The organism is Enterobacter sp. 120016 (assembly GCF_018383635.1).
In the GTDB taxonomy this organism is placed as follows: Bacteria; Pseudomonadota; Gammaproteobacteria; order Enterobacterales; family Enterobacteriaceae; genus Enterobacter; species Enterobacter asburiae_D.
The window spans coordinates 239,791-258,081 of sequence record NZ_JAHAWC010000007.1; the positions used below are offsets into that span (position 1 = coordinate 239,791).

Consider the following 18,291-nt stretch of genomic DNA (forward strand, 5'->3'; position numbering starts at 1 on the left):
TGCTGCCGTTCCTCCTGAACGGCATTCTCTTCTCATGAATACATTAACTTCCATGAACGGTATCGCTCGCGCGATCCGCAATCTTATTCGTATCGGTGTTGTGACCGATGTCGACCTCAACAGAGGGCTTTGTCGTGTCCAGACCGGCGGGATGAAAACTACCTGGCTGAACTGGCTAACCTGTCGCGCGGGACGATCGCGCGTCTGGTGGGCTCCTTCCGAGGGAGAGCAAGTGCTGCTGCTGGCCATCGGCGGCGAGCTTGATACCGCCTTCGTGCTGCCCGGCATTTTCTCTGACGACCATCCGGCGCCGTCCGGGTCACCTGACGCGTTCCACGTCTCGTTCCCTGACGGCGCGGTGATCGAGTACGAACCCGGGCGCGGGGCGCTGACGGTTGCAGGGATTAAAACGGCCGATATTACCGCCTCTGAATCGCTGACCGCCACCGTGCCGGAGGTGCGGGTGACGTCAACGTCGCGCATCACGCTGGATACGCCTGAAGTGGTGTGTACCAACAGGTTAATTACTGCCTCTCTTGAAGTGCAGAAGGGCGGCGTGATGGCCGGAAATATTGAGCATTCCGGCGGTAAATTCACCTCCAACGGGGTGCAGGTGGACAACCACGCGCACGGCAGTGTGCAAAGCGGCGGAAGCTGGACTAAGGGGACACAATGACGGTGCGTTACAGGGGGATGAACAGGCAGACCGGGCTGAGCATTTCAGAGGCTGAACACATCCGGCAAAGCGTGCGCGACATTCTGGTTACGCCGATCGGCTCACGGGTCATGCGCCGGGATTACGGCTCGCTGCTGGCGGCGATGATCGACAGGCCGCAGAGTCCGGCGCTGCGTCTGCAAATCATGGCCGCATGCTATTCCGCCATCCAGAAATGGGAGCCGCGGATAAGCCTGACGGCCATCACTTTCGAGCGTTCGGAGAACGACGGGACGTTGTATGTCGATATCACCGGCACGCGCCCGACCTCCGGACAATCCTTTTCTATCACCATTTCACTGAGTTAAACGCTATGGCTATTGTTGATCTGAGCCAGCTCGCCGCGCCTGATGTCGTGGAGGAGGTGGATTATGAAACGCTGTTGGCAGAACGAAAGGCCACCTTTGTCTCCCTCTATCCGGAAGAGGAGCGAGAGGCGATTGCACGGACGCTGACCCTGGAATCCGAGCCGATTGTGAAGCTCCTGCAGGAGAACGCCTACCGGGAAGTTATCTGGCGCCTGCGGGTTAATGAGGCTGCGCTGGCTGTGACGCTTGCCTATTCTGCCGGTCACGACCTTGATGTTATTGCGGGAAACAATAATACCGAACGCCTGACCATCACCCCAGGAGATGACACTACCATTCCGCCAACGGCTGCCGTCATGGAGTCTGACGCTGACCTGCGACTGCGCGCGCAGCAGGCATTTGAGGGATTGAGCGTCGCGGGGCCGGTTGGAGCCTATGAATATCATGGTCGAAGTGCCGACGGACGGGTCGCTGACGTTTCGGTTGAAAGCCCTCAGCCTGCATATGTGACGATTTCGGTGTTATCCCGTGAGGGTGATGGCACCGCTCGTCCTGAACTACTGGCGGTTGTTGAAAAAGCGCTTAACGCTGAAACCGTCCGCCCGGTCGGCGATCGTGTGACTGTTCAGTCAGCAGAAATTGTGCCTTACAAGATAAACGCAACGCTCTACGTTTATCCCGGACCAGAGTCTGAACCCATCAGGCAAGCTGCAGAGCAGAAGCTGCAAAATTATATAAGCGCACAGCATCGACTTGGACGCGATATCCGTCTGTCGGCCATTTATGCAGCACTTCACGTTGAAGGCGTGCAGCGCGTTGAACTGGAATCTCCCCACTCTGACATTGTACTGAGTAAGTCGCAGGCATCGAACTGTACCTCGTATCAGATAGCTATCGGGGGTTCGGATGAGTGAAAGGCTATTACCCGTTGGATCCTCACCGCTGGAAATCGCCGCTGCTACTGCGCTCTCGAATATTGAGCGTGTGCCGGTCCCGCTACGCACGTTATGGAACCCCAGCGCGTGCCCGGTAAATTTGCTTCCCTACCTGGCATGGGCGCTGTCGGTAGATCGTTGGGATGAGGCGTGGCCGGAGAGCACGAAACGCAGCGTCATTATGTCCTCGTTTTTCGTCCATCAGCATAAAGGAACCATCAGCGCATTGCGTCGTGTGGTGGAACCGCTTGGCTTTTTGATTGAGGTGCGCGAGTGGTGGCAGCTCGGTGAGGAGCCAGGCACATTCCGTCTGGTTGTCGGTGTGCTTGATAACGGCATCACTGACGAAATGTATCAGGAGCTTGAGCGCCTAATTGAGGATGCCAAACCGGCAAGTAGACACATGACCGGGCTGGCTATCAGCTTGAGCTCAACGGGAGAGTTTTATGTCGGCGCAGGATGCTATCACGGCGATGCGCTGGCCGTTTACCCCTACACCACAGAGGAACTTATTGTCGGTGGTGATTATTACCCGGCCTCGGCCATCCATTTGATTGATAACCTGAGAGTGAACGCATGACCGCAAAATATTTTGCCATACTGACTAATCAGGGCGCGGCGCGGCTAGCTAACGCGACGGCACTTGGTACGCAGCTCAACCTGACGCAAATGGCGGTAGGAGACGCTAACGGAACGTTGCCTACTCCCGATCCGGCGCAGACGAAGCTCGTCAACCAAAAACGCATAGCGCCGCTGAACCTGCTCGCTGTTGACCCAAACAATACCAGCCAGATCATCGCTGAACAGATTATTCCCGAGAATGAGGGCGGTTTCTGGATCCGAGAGATCGGTCTCTATGACGACGACGGCATTCTGATCGCCGTGGCCAATTGCCCGGAGACATACAAGCCTCAGCTGCAGGAAGGCAGCGGCCGCACGCAGACCATCCGCATGATTCTGATTGTGTCGAGCACAGCGTCAATTTCCCTGAAAATTGATCCATCCGTTGTGCTGGCAACGCGCCAGTATGTTGACGATAAAGTTATTGAGGTAAAGGGCTACGCTGATGATCAGATTAAGAAGCATATTGCTGCTGCTAATCCGCATAAACAGTACCCTTTAATCGCCAATGCGTTAAAAGAAATTGCCGATGCAGGGTTGAGTGCTGAGGTTCTCAAAAACCTTGGTTTGGGAGAAGGGTCAGCTCTGCCGGTTGGCGTCCCCGTTCCGTGGCCGTCAGCAACTCCACCGACGGGGTGGCTCAAATGCAACGGAGCGGCATTTACGGCTGCGCAATATCCAAATCTGGCACTTGCCTTTCCCGCACTCAAATTGCCAGACCTGCGCGGTGAATTTATACGCGGCTGGGATGACGGGCGAGGGATTGATGGTGGTCGAACGCTGCTTTCTTTGCAGCTTGATGCCCTTCAAAAAATGACTGGTTCAGCGAGTAACGGCGCGGCGACTGGCTTCGTGAATAGCAGCACGTCAAATGTCAGCGGAGTTTTTAAGCGCGGGAGTAACATTTACCCAAATACTAACGCTCAGAATGCCGATTACCAGGGGGTCGATCTTGTCTTTGATTCATCCCTTGTCGCGCGTTCTGCGACGGAAACCCGTCCGCGCAACATCGTATTTAACTACATCGTGAGGGCCGCATAATGGCGAAAGCAAAATTAAACAATCAGATTATTGCTACAGTGGCCGGTGATATAACTGTATTTAACTACGATGGTGAGACGCGCGAATACCTTTCTTCATCCGTTGAATATTTGGCGGAAGGTGTAGGCATTCCGGGCCTATCATGTATTGATGCGCCTGGAAAATCTAAAGAAGGTTTTACCATTTTTCGCACCTCTGACTTAAGCGCATGGGAGTATCTCGCTGATCATCGCAGTGAAACTGTATACAGCACGAAGACTGGTCAACGAGTCACGATATTCCTGCCGGGTGATTATCCTAAAGATACGACTACAGAAGCCCCTGGAACGCCATATGATAAGTGGAGTGGCAGCGAGTGGATAACCGACGCAAAAGCGAAACACTCTGCGGATGTGGAAAAGGCTGAACAGCAGAAAACCGCATTACTGGCTGAAGCATCTGCAATTATCGCACCATTGGCAGATGCTCTGGCTGGAGGCTACATTGACGATGCAGATATTCCACGTCTGACTGAATGGCAGCGCTACCGCTATAAACTAACTAAAGTTGATATCGACACCGCTCCGAATCTACACCTTCCACCGAAACCCGAGGTATAGGTCATTCAATATCGGGTGCTTTTGATGTATCAATAATCATCAGCAGCACCTGATATTTTCAGCACTCAGCCAGAAAACGTATTCATTTATTCGTTGCCAGAGACATCAGATTTATTTTCCACAAGGATTGGTTCGCCTTTTTCATTAACTGCAAGTCGCATTCCTTCCGGTATTTCCTGTATTCTGAAAAACCAGTTATCCTCAGGGAGTTGAATAGCACCTCCAGTATCGTGGAAACCAAGAATGATCTCCGTCATCGTGATCGGATTAAATAGGCGCATAGTAAACTCTCCACGAAAAACCATTATTTGATGGGGCACCCGTTGCGGCCATTGTGCAACGAGCTTTGAAACCGACATTTGTTGTTAAAGCATCAATGATCATTGATGAATGAGCATAGTTGGGCGTAGTGCCGGGATCAGCAGAAAGACGTTCGGCAATGCTGATATAGCGGCTTATACCTGGCAGCGCAATTGGGTAATTAACCGTTGCCAGGCCGTTATCAAGGATTACACCATACCCCATCACCTCAATGGCTCCATCCGACCATATTACCCAAGCTCCATTTGCGTTACTTCCTCGACTGGTTACGTATTTAGCTCCTCCTAAACCAAGGTTTTCGAAAATGCGTGTTTATCAATTAACTGGCATGATTTCCGGTTTTGACGGAGAGAAATACCATGTTTATTGGATACATACGCGTGTCAACAAATGAACAAAACACCGCCTTACAGCGTGACGCGCTGAAGCGTTCAGGATGTGAGCTAATTTTTGAAGATAAAATCAGCGGTAAATCGACAAACAGACCGGGACTCAATCGTGCCCTCAGACAACTTAATGCGGGCGACACTCTCGTTGTATGGAAACTCGATCGTCTCGGGCGCAGTATGCGCCACCTTGTTTCAATGACCGAGGAACTACGCCAGCGAAGCATTAATTTTCGCAGTTTGACTGATAGCATTGATACATCAACGCCAATGGGGCGTTTCTTCTTCCATATTATGGGGGCGCTTGCTGAAATGGAGCGTGAACTCATTGTCGAGAGGACGTGCGCCGGGCTGGCCGCAGCGCGGGAGCAGGGACGAATTGGTGGCAGACGCCCTAAATTGACGCAGGAGGAATGGGCTCAGGCTGGCAGGCTGATTGCTTCCGGGGAATCCCGACAGCGCGTTGCGTTAATTTTTGATGTGGGTATTTCCACGCTTTATAAAAAATTCCCCGCCACGGCGATCGGACAATCGTTGTGCCAGCGGCCGCTGGACAGGGATGGTTAGCTCATAGCAAGCCCAGCCGCGACAATATCACTCACCAACTAACCAAGGAGTTAAACGGATGAGTGATTTTCACCACGGCGTGGAAGTTATCGAAATCAACGATGGCACCCGCACCATTTCCACCGTCTCGACGGCAATCATCGGCATGGTCTGTACGGCCAGCGATGCTGACGACAAGACATTTCCTTTAAATGGGCCCGTGCTCATTACTAACGTGCAAAACGCGATTGCGAAAGCCGGCAAGGCGGGGACGCTGTCCGCTTCTCTGCAGGCGATCGCCGACCAGTGCAAACCGGTTGTCGTTGTTGTTCGCGTGGCCGAAGGCACCGCAGAAACCCCGGAAGAGGCGCGCAAGCAAACCGTTTCCAACATCATCGGTACCACCGATGAAAACGGTAAATATACCGGCCTGAAGGCGCTTTTGACCGCGAAAACGGTGACCGGCGTTAAGCCGCGTATTCTCGGGGTGCCGGGGCTGGACTCTCAGGAAGTGGCGACCGCGCTGGCCGCCATGTGCCAGAGCCTGCGCGCGTTCGGCTATGTCAGCGCGTGGGGCTGTAAAACCATCTCTGAAGCGATCGACTACCGCAAAAACTTCAGCCAGCGCGAGCTGATGGTTATCCATCCTGATTTTCTGGCATGGGATACCACCACGAACGCAACGACGACGGCCTGGGCTACCGCCCGCGCGCTTGGCCTGCGCGCCAAAATCGACCAGACAATCGGCTGGCATAAAACCCTGTCAAACGTTGGCGTCAACGGCGTTACTGGCGTAAGCGCCTCTGTCTCCTGGGATCTGCAGGAACAGGCCACCGATGCGAACCTGCTCAACCAGGCTGGCGTTACCACGTTGATTCGCAACGACGGCTTCAAATTCTGGGGTAACCGTACCTGCTCAGACGATCCGTTATTCGTCTTTGAAAACTACACCCGTACCGCACAGGTGCTGGCCGATACCATGGCGGAAGCGCACGCGTGGGCGATGGATAAACCCATCACGCCAACGCTTATCCGCGACATCGTCTCCGGTATTAACGCCAAGTTCCGCGAGCTGAAAACCAACGGCTATATCGTCGACGGCTCCTGCTGGTATGACCCTGAGTCGAACGATGCATCAACCCTGAAAGCGGGGAAACTGTATATCGATTACGACTACACCCCTGTCCCGCCGCTGGAAAATCTGACCCTGCGCCAGCGCATCACCGATACCTATCTGGCAGACCTGTCAGATTCGGTTAACAGCTAAGGAGCTGAAGCATGGCGTTACCACGCAAACTTAAATACCTGAATATGTTCAACGATGGCCTGAGCTATATGGGCGTTGTTGAGTCTGTGACCCTACCGAAGCTTACCCGCAAGCTGGAGAAGTATCGCGGCGGCGGTATGCCGGGCTCGGTCTCTGTCGACCTCGGCCTGGACGATGACGCCCTGGCGCTGGAGTGGACCGTTGGCGGTCTGCCGGACGCCGCGCTGTGGGCGCAGTACGCCTCTCCGGGCGCGGACAGCGTGCCGCTGCGCTTTACCGGCTCTTATCAGCGCGATGATACCGGCGAAATCTCCGCCGTCGAAATCGTCATGCGCGGCCGCCATAAAGAGTTTGATGGCGGTGAAAACAAGCAGGGCGAGAGCGGCACCACCAAGATGTCCACCGAGTGCGCTTACTACCAGCTGACCATTGATGGCAAAGAGATCATCGAAATCGACATCATCAACATGGTGCTCAAAGTCGATGGCGTCGATCGCCTGGCAGAACACCGTAAGGCCATCGGCCTGTAACCCTTTAACCGGCTGGGATTACCGGCCGGTGAGTTAACTTTCTGAAGAGTAACGAAATGGAAAATATCAACGAGACCGCCATGAACGAAAGTGAAAACCCACATATCGTCACGCTTGATAGCCCCGTTCAGCGCGGTGAGCAAAAAATTGAAAAGGTAACGGTTTCTAAACCCAATGCGGGGACCCTGCGCGGGGTATCGCTGGCGTCGCTGGCGCAATCTGACGTCGATGCGCTGATTAAGGTGCTGCCGCGAATGACCTCGCCGGCGCTGACCGAGCATGAGGTTGCGCGCCTGGATGCCTGCGATCTGCTCTCTTTTGCAGGTAAGGTGATCGGTTTTTTGTCACCGGCTTCGGCTCGCTGAAATTTCCCAAAAATGTGTCGGTCGACGATCTGATGGCGGATATCGCGGTGATCTTTCACTGGCCGCCGTCAGAACTGTACTCCCTTAGCGTGACCGAACTCCTCTTATGGCGCGAAAAAGCGCTGCAGCGAAGCGGAAACCATCATGAGTAATAATGTCAGTCTTCAGGAGCTGCTTAAGGCAGTCGACCGGGCAACCCGACCGCTTAACGCTCTCCAGAACGCCAGCCTCACTCTCGCGAGCGATATCCGCGAGGCGCAGACGGCGCTGGGGGCACTCGATGAGCAGGCGGGGCGTATTAACGGCTTCAGGAAAGCAAACGCCCAGCTCACCGTGACGGAGCAGTCGCTTGCTCAGGCGAAACAGCAGGCTGCGGCGCTGGCGGTGCAGCTTAAAAACACGCAAAACCCCACCCAGGCACAGGCTGATGCGCTGACTGTAGCCCGAAAATCGGCGGCCGACCTTAAGCTTGAATACAACAGCTTACGCTACTCGGTACAGCGTCAGCGCGCTGAACTCGCTCAGGCGGGAGTCAACACGCGCACGCTCTCGTCTGATGAGCGTCGTTTACGAACTCACATCAGCGAAAAAACGCAGCAGCTTAACCGACAGCGTGATGCGCTGGCCCGCGTCAATCAGCAGCAGGAGCGGCTGAGTACCGTTCAGAATCGCTACGAGTCAGGCAAACGCGTTACCGTGCGGGTGCGTCAGCTTGCGAATTCGGGTGTGGGCATAGCAAAAGCGGGCTTTGACCAGACGTCCCGGTTTATGGCGCCTGGCATCAGCTTTGAAAAGCAGATGTCGGCCATTCAGGCAAACCTTGGTCTGGCGAAGGGGGATCCCCGGCTTGAGGCGATTCGCCAGCAGGCGCGGGAGGTCAGTGCCAGCACCGGCGTACCTGCAGATACGGTCCTCCGGGCACAAACCGAACTGACTCGTTCAGGCTATGACGCCGATGGGCTGCTTGCGGCCACCGCGCCAACGGTCAACCTCAGCCTGGCGGGCAATATCGACGCGGCTAACGCGGCCGATATGATCGCCAGCACGCAGGCCGCGTATAGCCTGGCCGATGCGGATGCGGGACGCATCGCAGATGTGCTTACGCGCGGATCTACCTCTTCAAATACCAGCCTCGCTGAGATGGTGGCGGCCGTCACCTCCGCTGCGCCTGCTGCGGATGCATCCGGTATGGGGCTTGAAGAGACCACCGCGCTGCTGGGCGTTCTGGCGGAAAAAGGGATGAAAGGCGCCGCCGCCGGGGACGCGCTTAGCGCGATGTTGCGCCATGTTCAGACTCCGGATGCCATAAAAGCCGCGGGGGCGCTGGCTTCCGCTGCGGGTGATGGATCGCTTGATGAAAAACGCCAGCAGCTGCAGGGGGCAAAAGGCAGTACCGCGATTGCGGCGTCCATGCAGACCGACAATCTTGACGGCGATATCAACCGATTCCAGGCCGCGTGGAACGGGTTGAAGATTGATGTATTTGATAAAGCGGATGGCGCTCTGCGCAACCTGATAACAACCGCAACCGGCTGGCTTGGCACGGCCTCTCTTTGGGTGAATGCCAACCCTGAGCTGACGCAGACCCTCGCCAGCATCGTTGTCGGCGCCCAGGCGTTCTCTGGCGTACTGGGTGGCGTAGGCACGGTTATCGGCCCGGTTCTGACGGGCGTCAATATGGTTATTACCGCGGCCGGGATGTTGGGAACGGTATTCAGCGTGGTGGGCGGCGCCATCATGACGGTGCTGGGTGCCCTTAGCTGGCCGGTAATTGCCCTTGGCGCGGCGATTGCTGCCGGTGCCTTACTGATTTTTAAATACTGGGAGCCCATCAGCGCCTTCTTTGGCGGGGTAATGGAAGGGCTTTCGACGGCTTTCGCACCGCTGGGTGCGCTGTTCTCACCGGTGATGGCGGTGTTTGACTCTATCTCGGAGAAGCTGGGCGGTATCTGGCAATGGTTCACCGACTTAATCACGCCGATCAAGGCGACGCAGGAAACGCTGGATGGCTGTAAAAACGCTGGCGTGATTTTTGGTCAGGCGCTGGGCGATGCGTTAATGGCACCGCTTGATCTCTTTAACAGCCTGAGCGGCAAGGCCAGCTGGCTGCTGGAGAAACTCGGTCTTATCAAAAACGAGTCGGGCGATCTCGACGCCGCTGCGGCAAAAGCAGAAGCGGCATCCTCACCGGCGGGCAGCGCTTATATTCCTGGCACGGGGATCTCTGGCGGCAGCCTGGGGTATCAGCCGACCATCGCTACTGGAGGACGCTCTTACGTCGATCAGAGTAAAAGCGAATATCACATCACGCTGCAGGGGGGCACGGCCTCCGGAACGGATCTGACGCGTCAAATCCGGGAGGAAATAGAAAACAGTGAACGTGATAAAGCGAGACAGCGGCAATCCAGCTTTATGTATGTTTGAGGAGAGAGAAAATGTTAATGGTGCTGGGTCTGTTTGTCTTTGAACGACGAACCTTACCGTATCAGTCAATGATATTCACAAAAGACTACCGCTGGGCATCCAGCGCTCGCATCGGGAAACCCAAAGCCTGGCAGTACCTTGGCGAAGGGGAGACATCCTTCAGCCTCTCCGGCTTACTCTACCCGGAACTCACGGGAGGGCGGCTTTCTCTCAAGGCGGTTGAGCTGATGGCGAATGAGGGGCGGGCATGGCCGTTGATAGACGGTACCGGCATCATTCACGGTATGTTTGTCATTGAGAAAGTTACGCACACGCATTCGGATTTTTACAGCGATGGTACCGCACGAAAAATTGATTTTACCCTGTCGCTAAAACGCGTGGATGAATCACTGATGGCGACGTTTGGCGACCTGCGAACGCAGGCCTCAGAGCTGGTGGAAAGCGCACGCAATAGCATCGGAGGGCTGGTGGGATGATCGCCGAAATGAATATCCGGGCGGGTGGGAAAATCGCCCCTGATTTTATGCTTAAGCTTGACGACCGTGATATCACACAAAATTTCAGCCATCGTCTTATCAGCCTGACCATGACCGACAAACGGGGGCTGGAAGCCGATCAGCTGGTTATTCAACTGGATGATTCCGACGGGCTGCTGGACTTGCCTGCCCGGGGGGCAAGGCTGTCCTTATGGCTGGGATGGGAGGGAACCCCGCTCGAGGAGAAAGGGGACTTTACGATTGATGCGATTCAATTCCAGGGCGCGCCGGACACGCTGACCATCCGGGGATGCAGCGCAGATTTTCGTGGAAAGCTAAACGTGCGGCGCGAACAGTCGTGGCATGGCACGACGATTGGCGCGGTGGTCGATACCATCGCTCAGCGTAACCAGTTGACCGCCAGCGTCGCGTCGGGGCTTGCATCTATCGCCATCTCTCATATTGACCAGTCTCAGGAGACAGACGCGGCGTTTCTCTCCCGCCTTGCCGAACGTAATGGTGCATTTGTTTCAATCAAAGCCGGGAAGATTATCTTTATGAAAGCGGGTCAGGCCGTGACGGCCAGCGGCACTCCGCTTTCCTTAATGGTGATTGAGCGTGGGGATGGCGATAAGCACCTTTTTTCCGTCACTGACCGTGAAAATTATTCCGGCGTAACGGCCAAATGGCTGCAAACGCGCGACCCCAAACAACAAAATCCTCAATTGAGTATTTCTCGTCAGTCCGGAGGGCAGCAGACAGAAGCACTGCAGCACCCGGATGCCGCCGCACCGGTAGCGGGAGCAGGAGGCAAGGAGCAGAAACCGCAAGAGAAGCTGGTGGGATCGGCGGAAAACGTATTTGAGCTCACTACGGTTTATGCTTCTGAAGAGCAGGCGCTCAGGGCCGCAGAGGCGAAGTGGCGCGCGCTTCAGCGGGGAACCGTGGAGTTTTCCATCCAGCTTGCGCTGGGACGCGCCGATCTGTTCCCCGAAATGCCGGTGCTGGTAAACGGTTTTAAACGCGTCATTGACGAGCAGGCGTGGATCATCAGCGAGGTGGTGCATACCCTCAACGACAGCGGATTTACCACGCAGCTTACGCTTGAGCTGAACGTCACCGACGAAAAATTTACTGTTGATAGTGAGTAATGTAGTTGCTATTGGTTTTGTTTTGGGTATTATTGATTCACAAAATGTGAATCAAGTGGAGGGGTACATGTTTCATTGTCCTAAGTGCAAGCACTCTGCGCATGCGCGTACCAGTCGCTATCTAAGTGAAAATACCAAAGAGCGCTATCACCAGTGCACCAATGTGGACTGCAGCTGTACGTTCGTGACGATGGAGTCCGTGGAGCGCCTGATTGCGACTCCCGGTGCGTCTGAGCATGTCCGAACGGCTTCGCTGAACCACGGTTAGCGGCTGCATCGGCCGCTCAAAAAAGCCAATAAAAAAGCCACTCAATCGAGTGGCTTAATCATATGATTCTAAAACTAAAATTTGGTGGCCCCTGCTGGACTTGAACCAGCGACCAAGCGATTATGAGTCGCCTGCTCTAACCACTGAGCTAAGGGGCCGTGGCGGTGAATTATAAAGTAACTCCCCGCAGCAATCCAGCCATTCACACCTGCCTGCTGTTTTTATAAACAACGCATAATCAATCCTTTATACTTCCCTGACGATGTATCGAGCGGGAGTAAAGATGATCAACGATATTCTGGCCCCAGGCCTGCGGGTGGTGTTCTGCGGTATCAACCCGGGTAAGTCCTCGGCGCACACCGGTTTTCACTTCGCCCATCCGGGGAATCGATTCTGGAAGGTGATCTACCAGGCCGGGTTTACCGACAGGCTACTCAAGCCCGAAGAGGAGCAGCATCTGCTGGATACGCGCTGCGGGATCACCATGCTGGTCGAGCGGCCTACTGTACAGGCGAGTGAGGTCAACCTGCATGAGCTGCGCAGCGGCGGGCGGGAGCTGATTAAGAAGATAGAGGATTATCAGCCGGCCGCGCTGGCGATCCTCGGCAAGCAGGCCTACGAGCAGGCGTTTAGCCAGCGCGGAACGCAGTGGGGCAAGCAGAGCATCATGATTGGCGTTACGCAGGTATGGGTGCTGCCAAATCCAAGCGGGCTCAACAGAGCAACGCTGGATAAGCTGGTAGAGGCGTATCGGGAGCTGGATGAAGCGCTGATGGTGCGAGGGCTTTAGGGTCTCTGCGGCCTGATGCCCTCACCCTGGCCCTCTCCCACAGGGAGAGGGAATAAACAAAAAAAAGCTCCCGATTGGGAGCTTTTTCACTGTCAAGACCGATTAATCGTCCAGGAAGCTACGCAGCACTTCAGAGCGGCTTGGATGACGCAGCTTACGCAGCGCCTTCGCTTCGATCTGACGGATACGTTCGCGGGTAACGTCGAACTGTTTACCCACTTCTTCCAGCGTGTGGTCGGTGTTCATATCGATACCGAAACGCATACGCAGGACTTTCGCTTCACGAGCGGTCAGGCCAGCCAGAACGTCGTGTGTCGCGGCACGCAGGCTCTCGGTGGTGGCAGAGTCCAGCGGCAGCTCGAGGGTGGTATCCTCGATGAAATCACCCAGATGCGAATCTTCATCATCACCGATTGGTGTTTCCATGGAGATTGGCTCTTTGGCGATCTTCAGCACTTTACGGATCTTGTCTTCCGGCATCAGCATGCGCTCGGCCAGCTCTTCCGGCGTCGGCTCGCGGCCCATCTCCTGCAGCATCTGGCGGGAAATACGGTTGAGCTTGTTGATGGTCTCAATCATATGCACCGGAATACGGATGGTGCGCGCCTGATCCGCGATAGAGCGGGTGATAGCCTGACGGATCCACCAGGTTGCGTAGGTGGAGAACTTGTAACCACGACGGTATTCAAACTTATCTACCGCTTTCATCAGTCCGATGTTGCCTTCCTGAATCAGATCCAGGAACTGCAGACCACGGTTGGTGTATTTCTTGGCGATAGAGATAACCAGACGTAAGTTCGCTTCAACCATCTCTTTCTTCGCACGGCGGGCTTTCGCTTCACCGATGGACATACGACGGTTGATGTCTTTAACCTGCTCGATGGTCAGGCCGGTCTCTTCTTCGATCTGCTGCAGCTTCTGCAGACCACGATAGACATCGTCCTTCACGTCGTGCAGTTTTTCTGACCACGGCTTGTTCATCGCGATAGCCGCGTTGAACCAGGTTTCGCTGGTTTCGTTGCCGGTGAAGAGGGTGATGAAGTTCTTCTTCGGCATTTTGCACTGCTCAACGCACAGCTTCATGATGATGCGTTCCTGGGTGCGTACGCGATCCATCATCACGCGCATGCTGTTTACCAGGTAGTCGAACTGTTTTGGCACCAGGCGGAACTGTTTGAATACCTCAGACAGTTTCAGGATCTCTTCCTGAGCGGCGGCATGGCTGCGGCCTTTCGCTTTGATGGTGTCACGCGTCACTTCGTACTGGGTACGCAGCTCGGCAAACTTCTCGCGCGCCAGCTCCGGGTCGATGCTGTTGTCATCGTCCGCGGTGTCGTCGTCGCTCTCTTCCTCATCTTCGTCTTCGTCATCATCCATCTCTTCCTGAGACAGTTCGGAACCGACGTGAGTGGCGGTAGGCGCCATATCTTCTTCAGCGTTCGGGTCGACAAAACCGGTGATCAGGTCAGACAGGCGCGCTTCTTCCGCTTCAACGCGATCGTACTGCTCCAGCAGATAGGTGATCGCTTCCGGGTACTCGGCAACGGAGCACTGAACCTGGTTGATCCCGTCTTCGATGCGTTTTGCGATGTCAATTTCGCCTTCGCGGGTCAACAGTTCAACGGTACCCATTTCGCGCATGTACATGCGGACCGGGTCAGTGGTACGCCCGATTTCAGATTCCACGCTGGACAGTACCTGTGCAGCAGCTTCTTCCGCATCTTCGTCAGTGTTGTTGGAGGTTTCAGCCAGCAACAGATCATCGGCATCCGGTGCTTCTTCCATCACCTGAATGCCCATGTCATTGATCATTTGGATGATATCTTCGATTTGATCTGAATCGACGATATCTTCCGGCAGATGGTCATTGACCTCGGCATAGGTCAGATAGCCTTGCTCCTTACCACGTTGGACAAGAAGTTTCAGCTGTGACTGCGGGTTTTGCTCCATAAGACGGTATCCACACTTAATTCGTTTGATTGGTGTCGGCGATGGGGCTGCCAACCTTTAAAGCGAGGGCGTACTTATATTTTTGCCGCTGCCTCTCAGTGCGGCTGCCGGGGGCTTCCCGATCGATATTCGGCACTTAAGCCGTTAAATTTTTTATTTCTTCGCCAGTTCCTGATTAATCATCCAGAGCTCCCGGCGTTCTTCGCTGCTTAAACCGTGTGTGCGCTCGCGAGCAATTAACTCTTCCTGGCGCAGCTCAAGCATCGAATCAAACATATGGTTGAGTGAGTCGGTGAACGTTTTTTCTGCAATGTCCTTATCTGCTATATCGTCCCACATCGACAATTTTTCAAGGGTAGCGGCCTCTTTTGTGCCGCGATAGTGCTCTAAAAGTTGTCCGGTGGTCAGACCTGGCTGAGACAAACACGTGTTGACCAGTTCTGAAAATAAGCCAAGCCCGGGCAATTTCTCGTGGTTTAAACCCGCCAGCGACGGCACCTGCGGTGCGAGCTCGGGGTTTTGTACCAGCAACCCTATCAGTATACGCATGGTTGTGCGTTTTAGCTGAGGCGCAGGGCGAACCGCGCCGTTTTCAGCCTGTTTAGGCATTAAACGTTCAAGCTGGCTGTCATCCAGAATGCCGAGCTTGTTGCCTAATTCCTGACGCAGATAGATGCGCAGCGTTTCGCCGGGCACCTGGCTGATTAACGGCAGCGCCAGCGTACTGAGCTGCGCGCGCCCGTCAGGGGTACTCAAATCGACCTGCGGCATCAGGCTGTTAAACAAAAACGTGGAGAGCGGCTGAGCCTGCTCCATCCGCGCTTCAAACGCCGCTTTGCCCTCTTTACGCACCAGCGTATCCGGGTCTTCGCCGTCGGGCAGAAACATAAAGCGTAGCTGACGCCCGTCGGTCATATACGGCAGCGCGGTTTCCAGCGCACGCCAGGCGGCGTCGCGTCCTGCGCGGTCACCGTCGTAACAGCAGATGACGTTGTTGGTCGCCCTGAACAATAGCTGAATATGATCGGCGGTGGTGGACGTACCTAACGACGCAACCGCGTAGTTGATGTCGTACTGCGCCAGTGCCACGACGTCCATATAGCCTTCGACGACCAGAAGACGCGGAGGTTCCGCATTATTCTGCTGCGCCTCATAAAGACCGTACAGCTGGCGGCCCTTATGGAAAATATCGGTTTCCGGGGAGTTGAGGTATTTCGGCAGGGCATCACCCAGCACGCGACCACCAAAACCAATTACCCGGCCACGCTTGTCGCGAATTGGGAACATGACCCGTTCGCGGAAGCGGTCGTAGCTTCGTCCCTGGTCATTGGTGACCAGCATGCCTGCATCGATGAGAGACTTACGATCTTCGCTATTGCCGCCAAAACGCTTTAACACGTTGTCCCAGCCGGGCGGGGCGTAACCAATAGCGAAACGCGCAATGACATCGTCGCTCAGTCCGCGCTTGTTCAGATACTGACGCGCAGGCTCAGCCGCAGAGTGCTTAAGAGACTGTTGGTAAAACGAATTCAGGCCATCCATCAGTTGATACAGCGTTTGCCGTTGATGGCGCTCGATCTGACTTGGCCCACTGCCTGCTTCATACGGCACTTCAAGGTTATGCATCGCCGCCAGCTCTTCGACGGTTTCAACGAACTCGAGCTTGTCGTAGTTCATCAAAAAATCGACGGCATTACCGTGTGCGCCACAGCCGAAGCAATGGTAGAACTGCTTTTCACCGTTTACGGTGAAGGAGGGGGTTTTTTCGTTATGGAACGGACAGCACGCATGGTAGTTCTTGCCCTGCTTTTTTAGCTTTACCCGCGCGTCGATGAGATCGACGATGTCGGTTCTGGCAAGCAGGTCATTGATGAAAACGCGTGGGATTCTTCCGGCCATATGCCCCAAAATTTTAAGCGACTTATAAACGAAAACAAGCCGCGCATTCCTTCCGGAAGCACGGCCTTACGACTATTACTCTGTCTGTCAATTGAGGGCTGAGGCCCTCAACCAATTAGTACAGACGAGTACGGCGTGCGTTTTCGCGAGCCAGTTTCTTCGCGTGACGTTTCACAGCGGAAGCTTTAGCGCGCTTACGTTCGGTCGTTGGTTTTTCATAAAACTCACGACGACGAACTTCAGCCAGAACACCTGCTTTCTCGCATGAACGTTTGAAGCGACGCAGTGCTACGTCGAACGGCTCGTTTTCACGTACTTTAATTACCGGCATGTAACTCTCACCTTTAATAAATTCGGTTTGCCGCTGGCATCAACGCCAGCTTATTTCAAAATGGTGCGGAATTTTACTGCAAATGCTGCTGCTTTGTAAAGCACCGATGCGATTTTGAAAGGGACTTTAATAAGGGTGAGGAGTATACACGAGCCTTCTTCCTGGGGCGAACAAAGTTTTACATCAACCCGCCCAGGCTCTACACTGCGCGGTATTGAAACGAGGTAAAACAAGTCATGCGTGTACTGGGTATTGAAACATCCTGCGATGAAACCGGCATCGCCATTTACGACGACGAAAAAGGGCTTCTGGCCAACCAGCTGTATAGTCAGGTGAAATTGCACGCTGACTACGGCGGCGTCGTGCCTGAGCTGGCCTCTCGTGACCACGTGCGTAAAACGGTTCCCCTGATTCAGGCGGCGCTGAAAGAAGCGGGATTAACGGCAAAAGAGATTGATGCAGTGGCGTATACCGCAGGCCCGGGCCTGGTCGGCGCGCTGCTGGTTGGCGCGACGGTGGGTCGTTCACTGGCGTTCGCGTGGGATGTTCCGGCTATTCCGGTTCACCATATGGAAGGGCATCTTCTGGCACCGATGCTGGAAGAGAATCCGCCTGAATTCCCGTTTGTGGCGCTGCTGGTCTCCGGCGGCCATACGCAGCTGATTAGCGTAACGGGCATTGGCAAGTACGAGCTGCTGGGCGAGTCGATCGACGACGCCGCCGGTGAAGCGTTCGACAAAACCGCCAAGCTGCTGGGGCTGGATTACCCGGGTGGCCCGATGCTCTCGAAAATGGCGTCGCAGGGAACGGAAGGGCGCTTTGTCTTCCCGCGCCCGATGACCGACCGTCCGGGGCTGGACTTCAGCTTCTCCGGGCTGAAAACCTTCGCGGCGAATACGATCCGTAATAACGATGACAGCGAGCAGACCCGCGCCGATATCGCCCGCGCGTTTGAAGATGCGGTGGTGGATACGCTGATGATCAAGTGCAAGCGCGCGCTGGATCAGACCGGCTTTAAGCGTCTGGTAATGGCGGGCGGCGTGAGCGCTAACCGCACGCTGCGCGCGAAGCTCGCCGAGATGATGCAAAAGCGTCGCGGGGAAGTGTTCTATGCTCGTCCGGAATTCTGTACCGATAACGGCGCGATGATTGCTTACGCCGGAATGGTGCGCCTGAATGCGGGTGCGACGTCCGACCTGAGCGTGTCCGTGCGTCCGCGCTGGCCGCTGGCGGAACTGCCGGAGGCGTGAGTTTTTTTGCCGGGTGGCGCTGCGGTATGAACCGGAAACATGGGTAACACTTTAGACCGGATACATGGGTAACAGTTATAACTGGCATAGAAGAGGAGACTCGCTATGCCCTGGACTG

Annotated in this window: 22 protein-coding genes and 1 tRNA gene; 17 read left to right on the forward strand and 6 right to left on the reverse strand. The window is 55.1% G+C overall.

All coding sequences use genetic code 11. The features are described 5' to 3' along the window. Window positions 1-34: 34 nt before the first annotated feature. Genes KIF87_RS12955 through KIF87_RS12980 form a run of 6 tightly spaced genes read left to right on the forward strand, consistent with a single transcriptional unit; the run spans window position 35 to window position 4,219 of the window. Complete coding sequence (locus KIF87_RS12955) at window positions 35-676, forward strand: phage baseplate assembly protein V (RefSeq protein WP_032645069.1); 642 nt, start codon at window positions 35-37, stop codon at window positions 674-676. Next, window positions 673-1,023 carry a GPW/gp25 family protein gene (locus tag KIF87_RS12960; RefSeq protein WP_023309241.1) on the forward strand — a complete coding sequence of 117 codons (351 nt, stop codon included), beginning with the start codon at window positions 673-675 and terminating at the stop codon, window positions 1,021-1,023. The genes KIF87_RS12955 and KIF87_RS12960 overlap by 4 nt, the downstream gene beginning before the upstream one ends. 5 nt (window positions 1,024-1,028) lie before the next feature. Beyond that, entirely contained in the window at window positions 1,029-1,937 is a 909-nt protein-coding gene (locus tag KIF87_RS12965; protein WP_213328930.1) for a baseplate assembly protein, read from the forward strand. Next, a complete protein-coding gene (locus tag KIF87_RS12970) occupies window positions 1,930-2,538 on the forward strand; it encodes a phage tail protein I (RefSeq protein ID WP_193941375.1) in 609 nt (202 codons plus the stop codon). Before KIF87_RS12965 ends, KIF87_RS12970 begins: the two co-directional genes overlap by 8 nt. Beyond that, window positions 2,535-3,620 carry a phage tail protein gene (locus KIF87_RS12975; RefSeq protein WP_213328931.1) on the forward strand — a complete coding sequence of 362 codons (1,086 nt, stop codon included), beginning with the start codon at window positions 2,535-2,537 and terminating at the stop codon, window positions 3,618-3,620. Before KIF87_RS12970 ends, KIF87_RS12975 begins: the two co-directional genes overlap by 4 nt. Continuing rightward, complete coding sequence (locus KIF87_RS12980) at window positions 3,620-4,219, forward strand: tail fiber assembly protein (protein ID WP_213328932.1); 600 nt, start codon at window positions 3,620-3,622, stop codon at window positions 4,217-4,219. Before KIF87_RS12975 ends, KIF87_RS12980 begins: the two co-directional genes overlap by 1 nt. Window positions 4,220-4,305: 86 nt before the next feature. Here the strand turns inward: KIF87_RS12980 and KIF87_RS12985 are convergent, their stop codons facing one another. Together KIF87_RS12985 and KIF87_RS12990 are read right to left on the reverse strand one after the other, a co-directional pair. After that, window positions 4,306-4,500 carry a hypothetical protein gene (locus KIF87_RS12985; RefSeq protein ID WP_213328933.1) on the reverse strand — a complete coding sequence of 65 codons (195 nt, stop codon included), beginning with the start codon at window positions 4,498-4,500 and terminating at the stop codon, window positions 4,306-4,308. Continuing rightward, entirely contained in the window at window positions 4,487-4,747 is a 261-nt protein-coding gene (locus tag KIF87_RS12990; RefSeq protein ID WP_249665893.1) for a hypothetical protein, read from the reverse strand. Before KIF87_RS12990 ends, KIF87_RS12985 begins: the two co-directional genes overlap by 14 nt. A 152-nt stretch (window positions 4,748-4,899) precedes the next feature. Here KIF87_RS12990 and KIF87_RS12995 point away from each other — a divergent pair, with 152 nt between their 5' ends. The 9 genes from KIF87_RS12995 to KIF87_RS13035 all read left to right on the forward strand — a co-directional run bounded on the left by KIF87_RS12995 (window position 4,900) and on the right by KIF87_RS13035 (window position 11,953). Continuing rightward, entirely contained in the window at window positions 4,900-5,493 is a 594-nt protein-coding gene (locus KIF87_RS12995; RefSeq protein ID WP_213328934.1) for a recombinase family protein, read from the forward strand. 58 nt (window positions 5,494-5,551) lie between these two features. After that, window positions 5,552-6,739, forward strand: coding sequence for a phage tail sheath protein (locus tag KIF87_RS13000; RefSeq protein ID WP_213328935.1), 1,188 nt, complete (start codon window positions 5,552-5,554; stop codon window positions 6,737-6,739). 11 nt (window positions 6,740-6,750) lie between these two features. Continuing rightward, window positions 6,751-7,269 (forward strand): phage major tail tube protein, encoded by a 519-nt coding sequence (locus KIF87_RS13005; RefSeq protein ID WP_023309235.1) that lies wholly within the window; start codon window positions 6,751-6,753, stop codon window positions 7,267-7,269. A gap of 56 nt (window positions 7,270-7,325) precedes the next feature. Next, window positions 7,326-7,634, forward strand: coding sequence for a phage tail assembly protein (locus KIF87_RS13010; RefSeq protein ID WP_029741760.1), 309 nt, complete (start codon window positions 7,326-7,328; stop codon window positions 7,632-7,634). Window positions 7,635-7,666: 32 nt separating this feature from the next. Then, a complete protein-coding gene (locus KIF87_RS13015; protein WP_023616176.1) occupies window positions 7,667-7,786 on the forward strand; it encodes a GpE family phage tail protein in 120 nt (39 codons plus the stop codon). Further along, complete coding sequence (locus KIF87_RS13020; protein WP_213328936.1) at window positions 7,779-10,058, forward strand: phage tail tape measure protein; 2,280 nt, start codon at window positions 7,779-7,781, stop codon at window positions 10,056-10,058. The genes KIF87_RS13015 and KIF87_RS13020 overlap by 8 nt, the downstream gene beginning before the upstream one ends. Before the next feature lie 11 nt (window positions 10,059-10,069). Continuing rightward, entirely contained in the window at window positions 10,070-10,534 is a 465-nt protein-coding gene (locus KIF87_RS13025; RefSeq protein ID WP_213328937.1) for a phage tail protein, read from the forward strand. Next, window positions 10,531-11,685 carry a phage late control D family protein gene (locus tag KIF87_RS13030; RefSeq protein WP_213328938.1) on the forward strand — a complete coding sequence of 385 codons (1,155 nt, stop codon included), beginning with the start codon at window positions 10,531-10,533 and terminating at the stop codon, window positions 11,683-11,685. The genes KIF87_RS13025 and KIF87_RS13030 overlap by 4 nt, the downstream gene beginning before the upstream one ends. Window positions 11,686-11,752: 67 nt before the next feature. After that, on the forward strand, window positions 11,753-11,953 hold the full coding sequence (locus KIF87_RS13035; protein WP_182073016.1) for an ogr/Delta-like zinc finger family protein: 201 nt from the start codon (window positions 11,753-11,755) through the stop codon (window positions 11,951-11,953). An 82-nt stretch (window positions 11,954-12,035) separates the two neighbouring features. Here the strand turns inward: KIF87_RS13035 and KIF87_RS13040 are convergent. After that, window positions 12,036-12,111: transfer RNA gene (locus KIF87_RS13040), tRNA-Ile, on the reverse strand. Window positions 12,112-12,236: 125 nt separating this feature from the next. On the opposite strand from KIF87_RS13040, the gene mug reads away from it, so the two are divergent. After that, window positions 12,237-12,743, forward strand: coding sequence for a G/U mismatch-specific DNA glycosylase (gene mug / locus KIF87_RS13045; RefSeq protein WP_029741755.1), 507 nt, complete (start codon window positions 12,237-12,239; stop codon window positions 12,741-12,743). A 102-nt stretch (window positions 12,744-12,845) separates the two neighbouring features. On the opposite strand, the gene rpoD is transcribed toward mug, so the two are convergent. From rpoD to rpsU, 3 genes are all read right to left on the reverse strand, one after another. Then, window positions 12,846-14,693 (reverse strand): RNA polymerase sigma factor RpoD, encoded by a 1,848-nt coding sequence (rpoD, locus tag KIF87_RS13050; RefSeq protein ID WP_023333459.1) that lies wholly within the window; start codon window positions 14,691-14,693, stop codon window positions 12,846-12,848. Window positions 14,694-14,846: 153 nt separating this feature from the next. Next, window positions 14,847-16,592: a DNA primase gene (gene dnaG / locus KIF87_RS13055; protein ID WP_213328939.1), complete on the reverse strand. Its 1,746-nt coding sequence runs from the start codon at window positions 16,590-16,592 to the stop codon at window positions 14,847-14,849. A 115-nt stretch (window positions 16,593-16,707) separates the two neighbouring features. Next, complete coding sequence (gene rpsU, locus KIF87_RS13060; RefSeq protein ID WP_001144069.1) at window positions 16,708-16,923, reverse strand: 30S ribosomal protein S21; 216 nt, start codon at window positions 16,921-16,923, stop codon at window positions 16,708-16,710. 236 nt (window positions 16,924-17,159) lie between these two features. Here rpsU and tsaD point away from each other — a divergent pair, with 236 nt between their 5' ends. Beyond that, the gene (gene tsaD / locus KIF87_RS13065; protein ID WP_032650276.1) at window positions 17,160-18,173 is read left to right on the forward strand and encodes a tRNA (adenosine(37)-N6)-threonylcarbamoyltransferase complex transferase subunit TsaD; all 1,014 of its coding nucleotides are present in this window, start codon (window positions 17,160-17,162) and stop codon (window positions 18,171-18,173) included. Window positions 18,174-18,291 lie beyond the last annotated feature (118 nt).

Excerpts from the sequence above, each read along its gene's own strand:
- KIF87_RS12995 (WP_213328934.1), top strand. The coding sequence starts at position 4,900 with ATGTTTATTGGATACATACGCGTGTCAACAAATGAACAAAACACCGCC.
- KIF87_RS12955 (WP_032645069.1), top strand. The coding sequence starts at position 35 with ATGAATACATTAACTTCCATGAACGGTATCGCTCGCGCGATCCGCAAT.
- KIF87_RS13030 (WP_213328938.1), top strand. The coding sequence starts at position 10,531 with ATGATCGCCGAAATGAATATCCGGGCGGGTGGGAAAATCGCCCCTGAT.
- KIF87_RS13020 (WP_213328936.1), top strand. The coding sequence starts at position 7,779 with ATGAGTAATAATGTCAGTCTTCAGGAGCTGCTTAAGGCAGTCGACCGG.
- KIF87_RS12985 (WP_213328933.1), bottom strand. The coding sequence starts at position 4,500 with ATGCGCCTATTTAATCCGATCACGATGACGGAGATCATTCTTGGTTTC.
- KIF87_RS13025 (WP_213328937.1), top strand. The coding sequence starts at position 10,070 with ATGTTAATGGTGCTGGGTCTGTTTGTCTTTGAACGACGAACCTTACCG.
- KIF87_RS13015 (WP_023616176.1), top strand. The coding sequence starts at position 7,667 with ATGGCGGATATCGCGGTGATCTTTCACTGGCCGCCGTCAGAACTGTAC.
- KIF87_RS12965 (WP_213328930.1), top strand. The coding sequence starts at position 1,029 with ATGGCTATTGTTGATCTGAGCCAGCTCGCCGCGCCTGATGTCGTGGAG.
- tsaD (WP_032650276.1), top strand. The coding sequence starts at position 17,160 with ATGCGTGTACTGGGTATTGAAACATCCTGCGATGAAACCGGCATCGCC.
- rpsU (WP_001144069.1), bottom strand. The coding sequence starts at position 16,923 with ATGCCGGTAATTAAAGTACGTGAAAACGAGCCGTTCGACGTAGCACTG.
- KIF87_RS13010 (WP_029741760.1), top strand. The coding sequence starts at position 7,326 with ATGGAAAATATCAACGAGACCGCCATGAACGAAAGTGAAAACCCACAT.
- rpoD (WP_023333459.1), bottom strand. The coding sequence starts at position 14,693 with ATGGAGCAAAACCCGCAGTCACAGCTGAAACTTCTTGTCCAACGTGGT.
- KIF87_RS12970 (WP_193941375.1), top strand. The coding sequence starts at position 1,930 with ATGAGTGAAAGGCTATTACCCGTTGGATCCTCACCGCTGGAAATCGCC.
- KIF87_RS12960 (WP_023309241.1), top strand. The coding sequence starts at position 673 with ATGACGGTGCGTTACAGGGGGATGAACAGGCAGACCGGGCTGAGCATT.
- KIF87_RS13005 (WP_023309235.1), top strand. The coding sequence starts at position 6,751 with ATGGCGTTACCACGCAAACTTAAATACCTGAATATGTTCAACGATGGC.
- KIF87_RS13000 (WP_213328935.1), top strand. The coding sequence starts at position 5,552 with ATGAGTGATTTTCACCACGGCGTGGAAGTTATCGAAATCAACGATGGC.
- mug (WP_029741755.1), top strand. The coding sequence starts at position 12,237 with ATGATCAACGATATTCTGGCCCCAGGCCTGCGGGTGGTGTTCTGCGGT.
- KIF87_RS12975 (WP_213328931.1), top strand. The coding sequence starts at position 2,535 with ATGACCGCAAAATATTTTGCCATACTGACTAATCAGGGCGCGGCGCGG.
- dnaG (WP_213328939.1), bottom strand. The coding sequence starts at position 16,592 with ATGGCCGGAAGAATCCCACGCGTTTTCATCAATGACCTGCTTGCCAGA.
- KIF87_RS13035 (WP_182073016.1), top strand. The coding sequence starts at position 11,753 with ATGTTTCATTGTCCTAAGTGCAAGCACTCTGCGCATGCGCGTACCAGT.
- KIF87_RS12980 (WP_213328932.1), top strand. The coding sequence starts at position 3,620 with ATGGCGAAAGCAAAATTAAACAATCAGATTATTGCTACAGTGGCCGGT.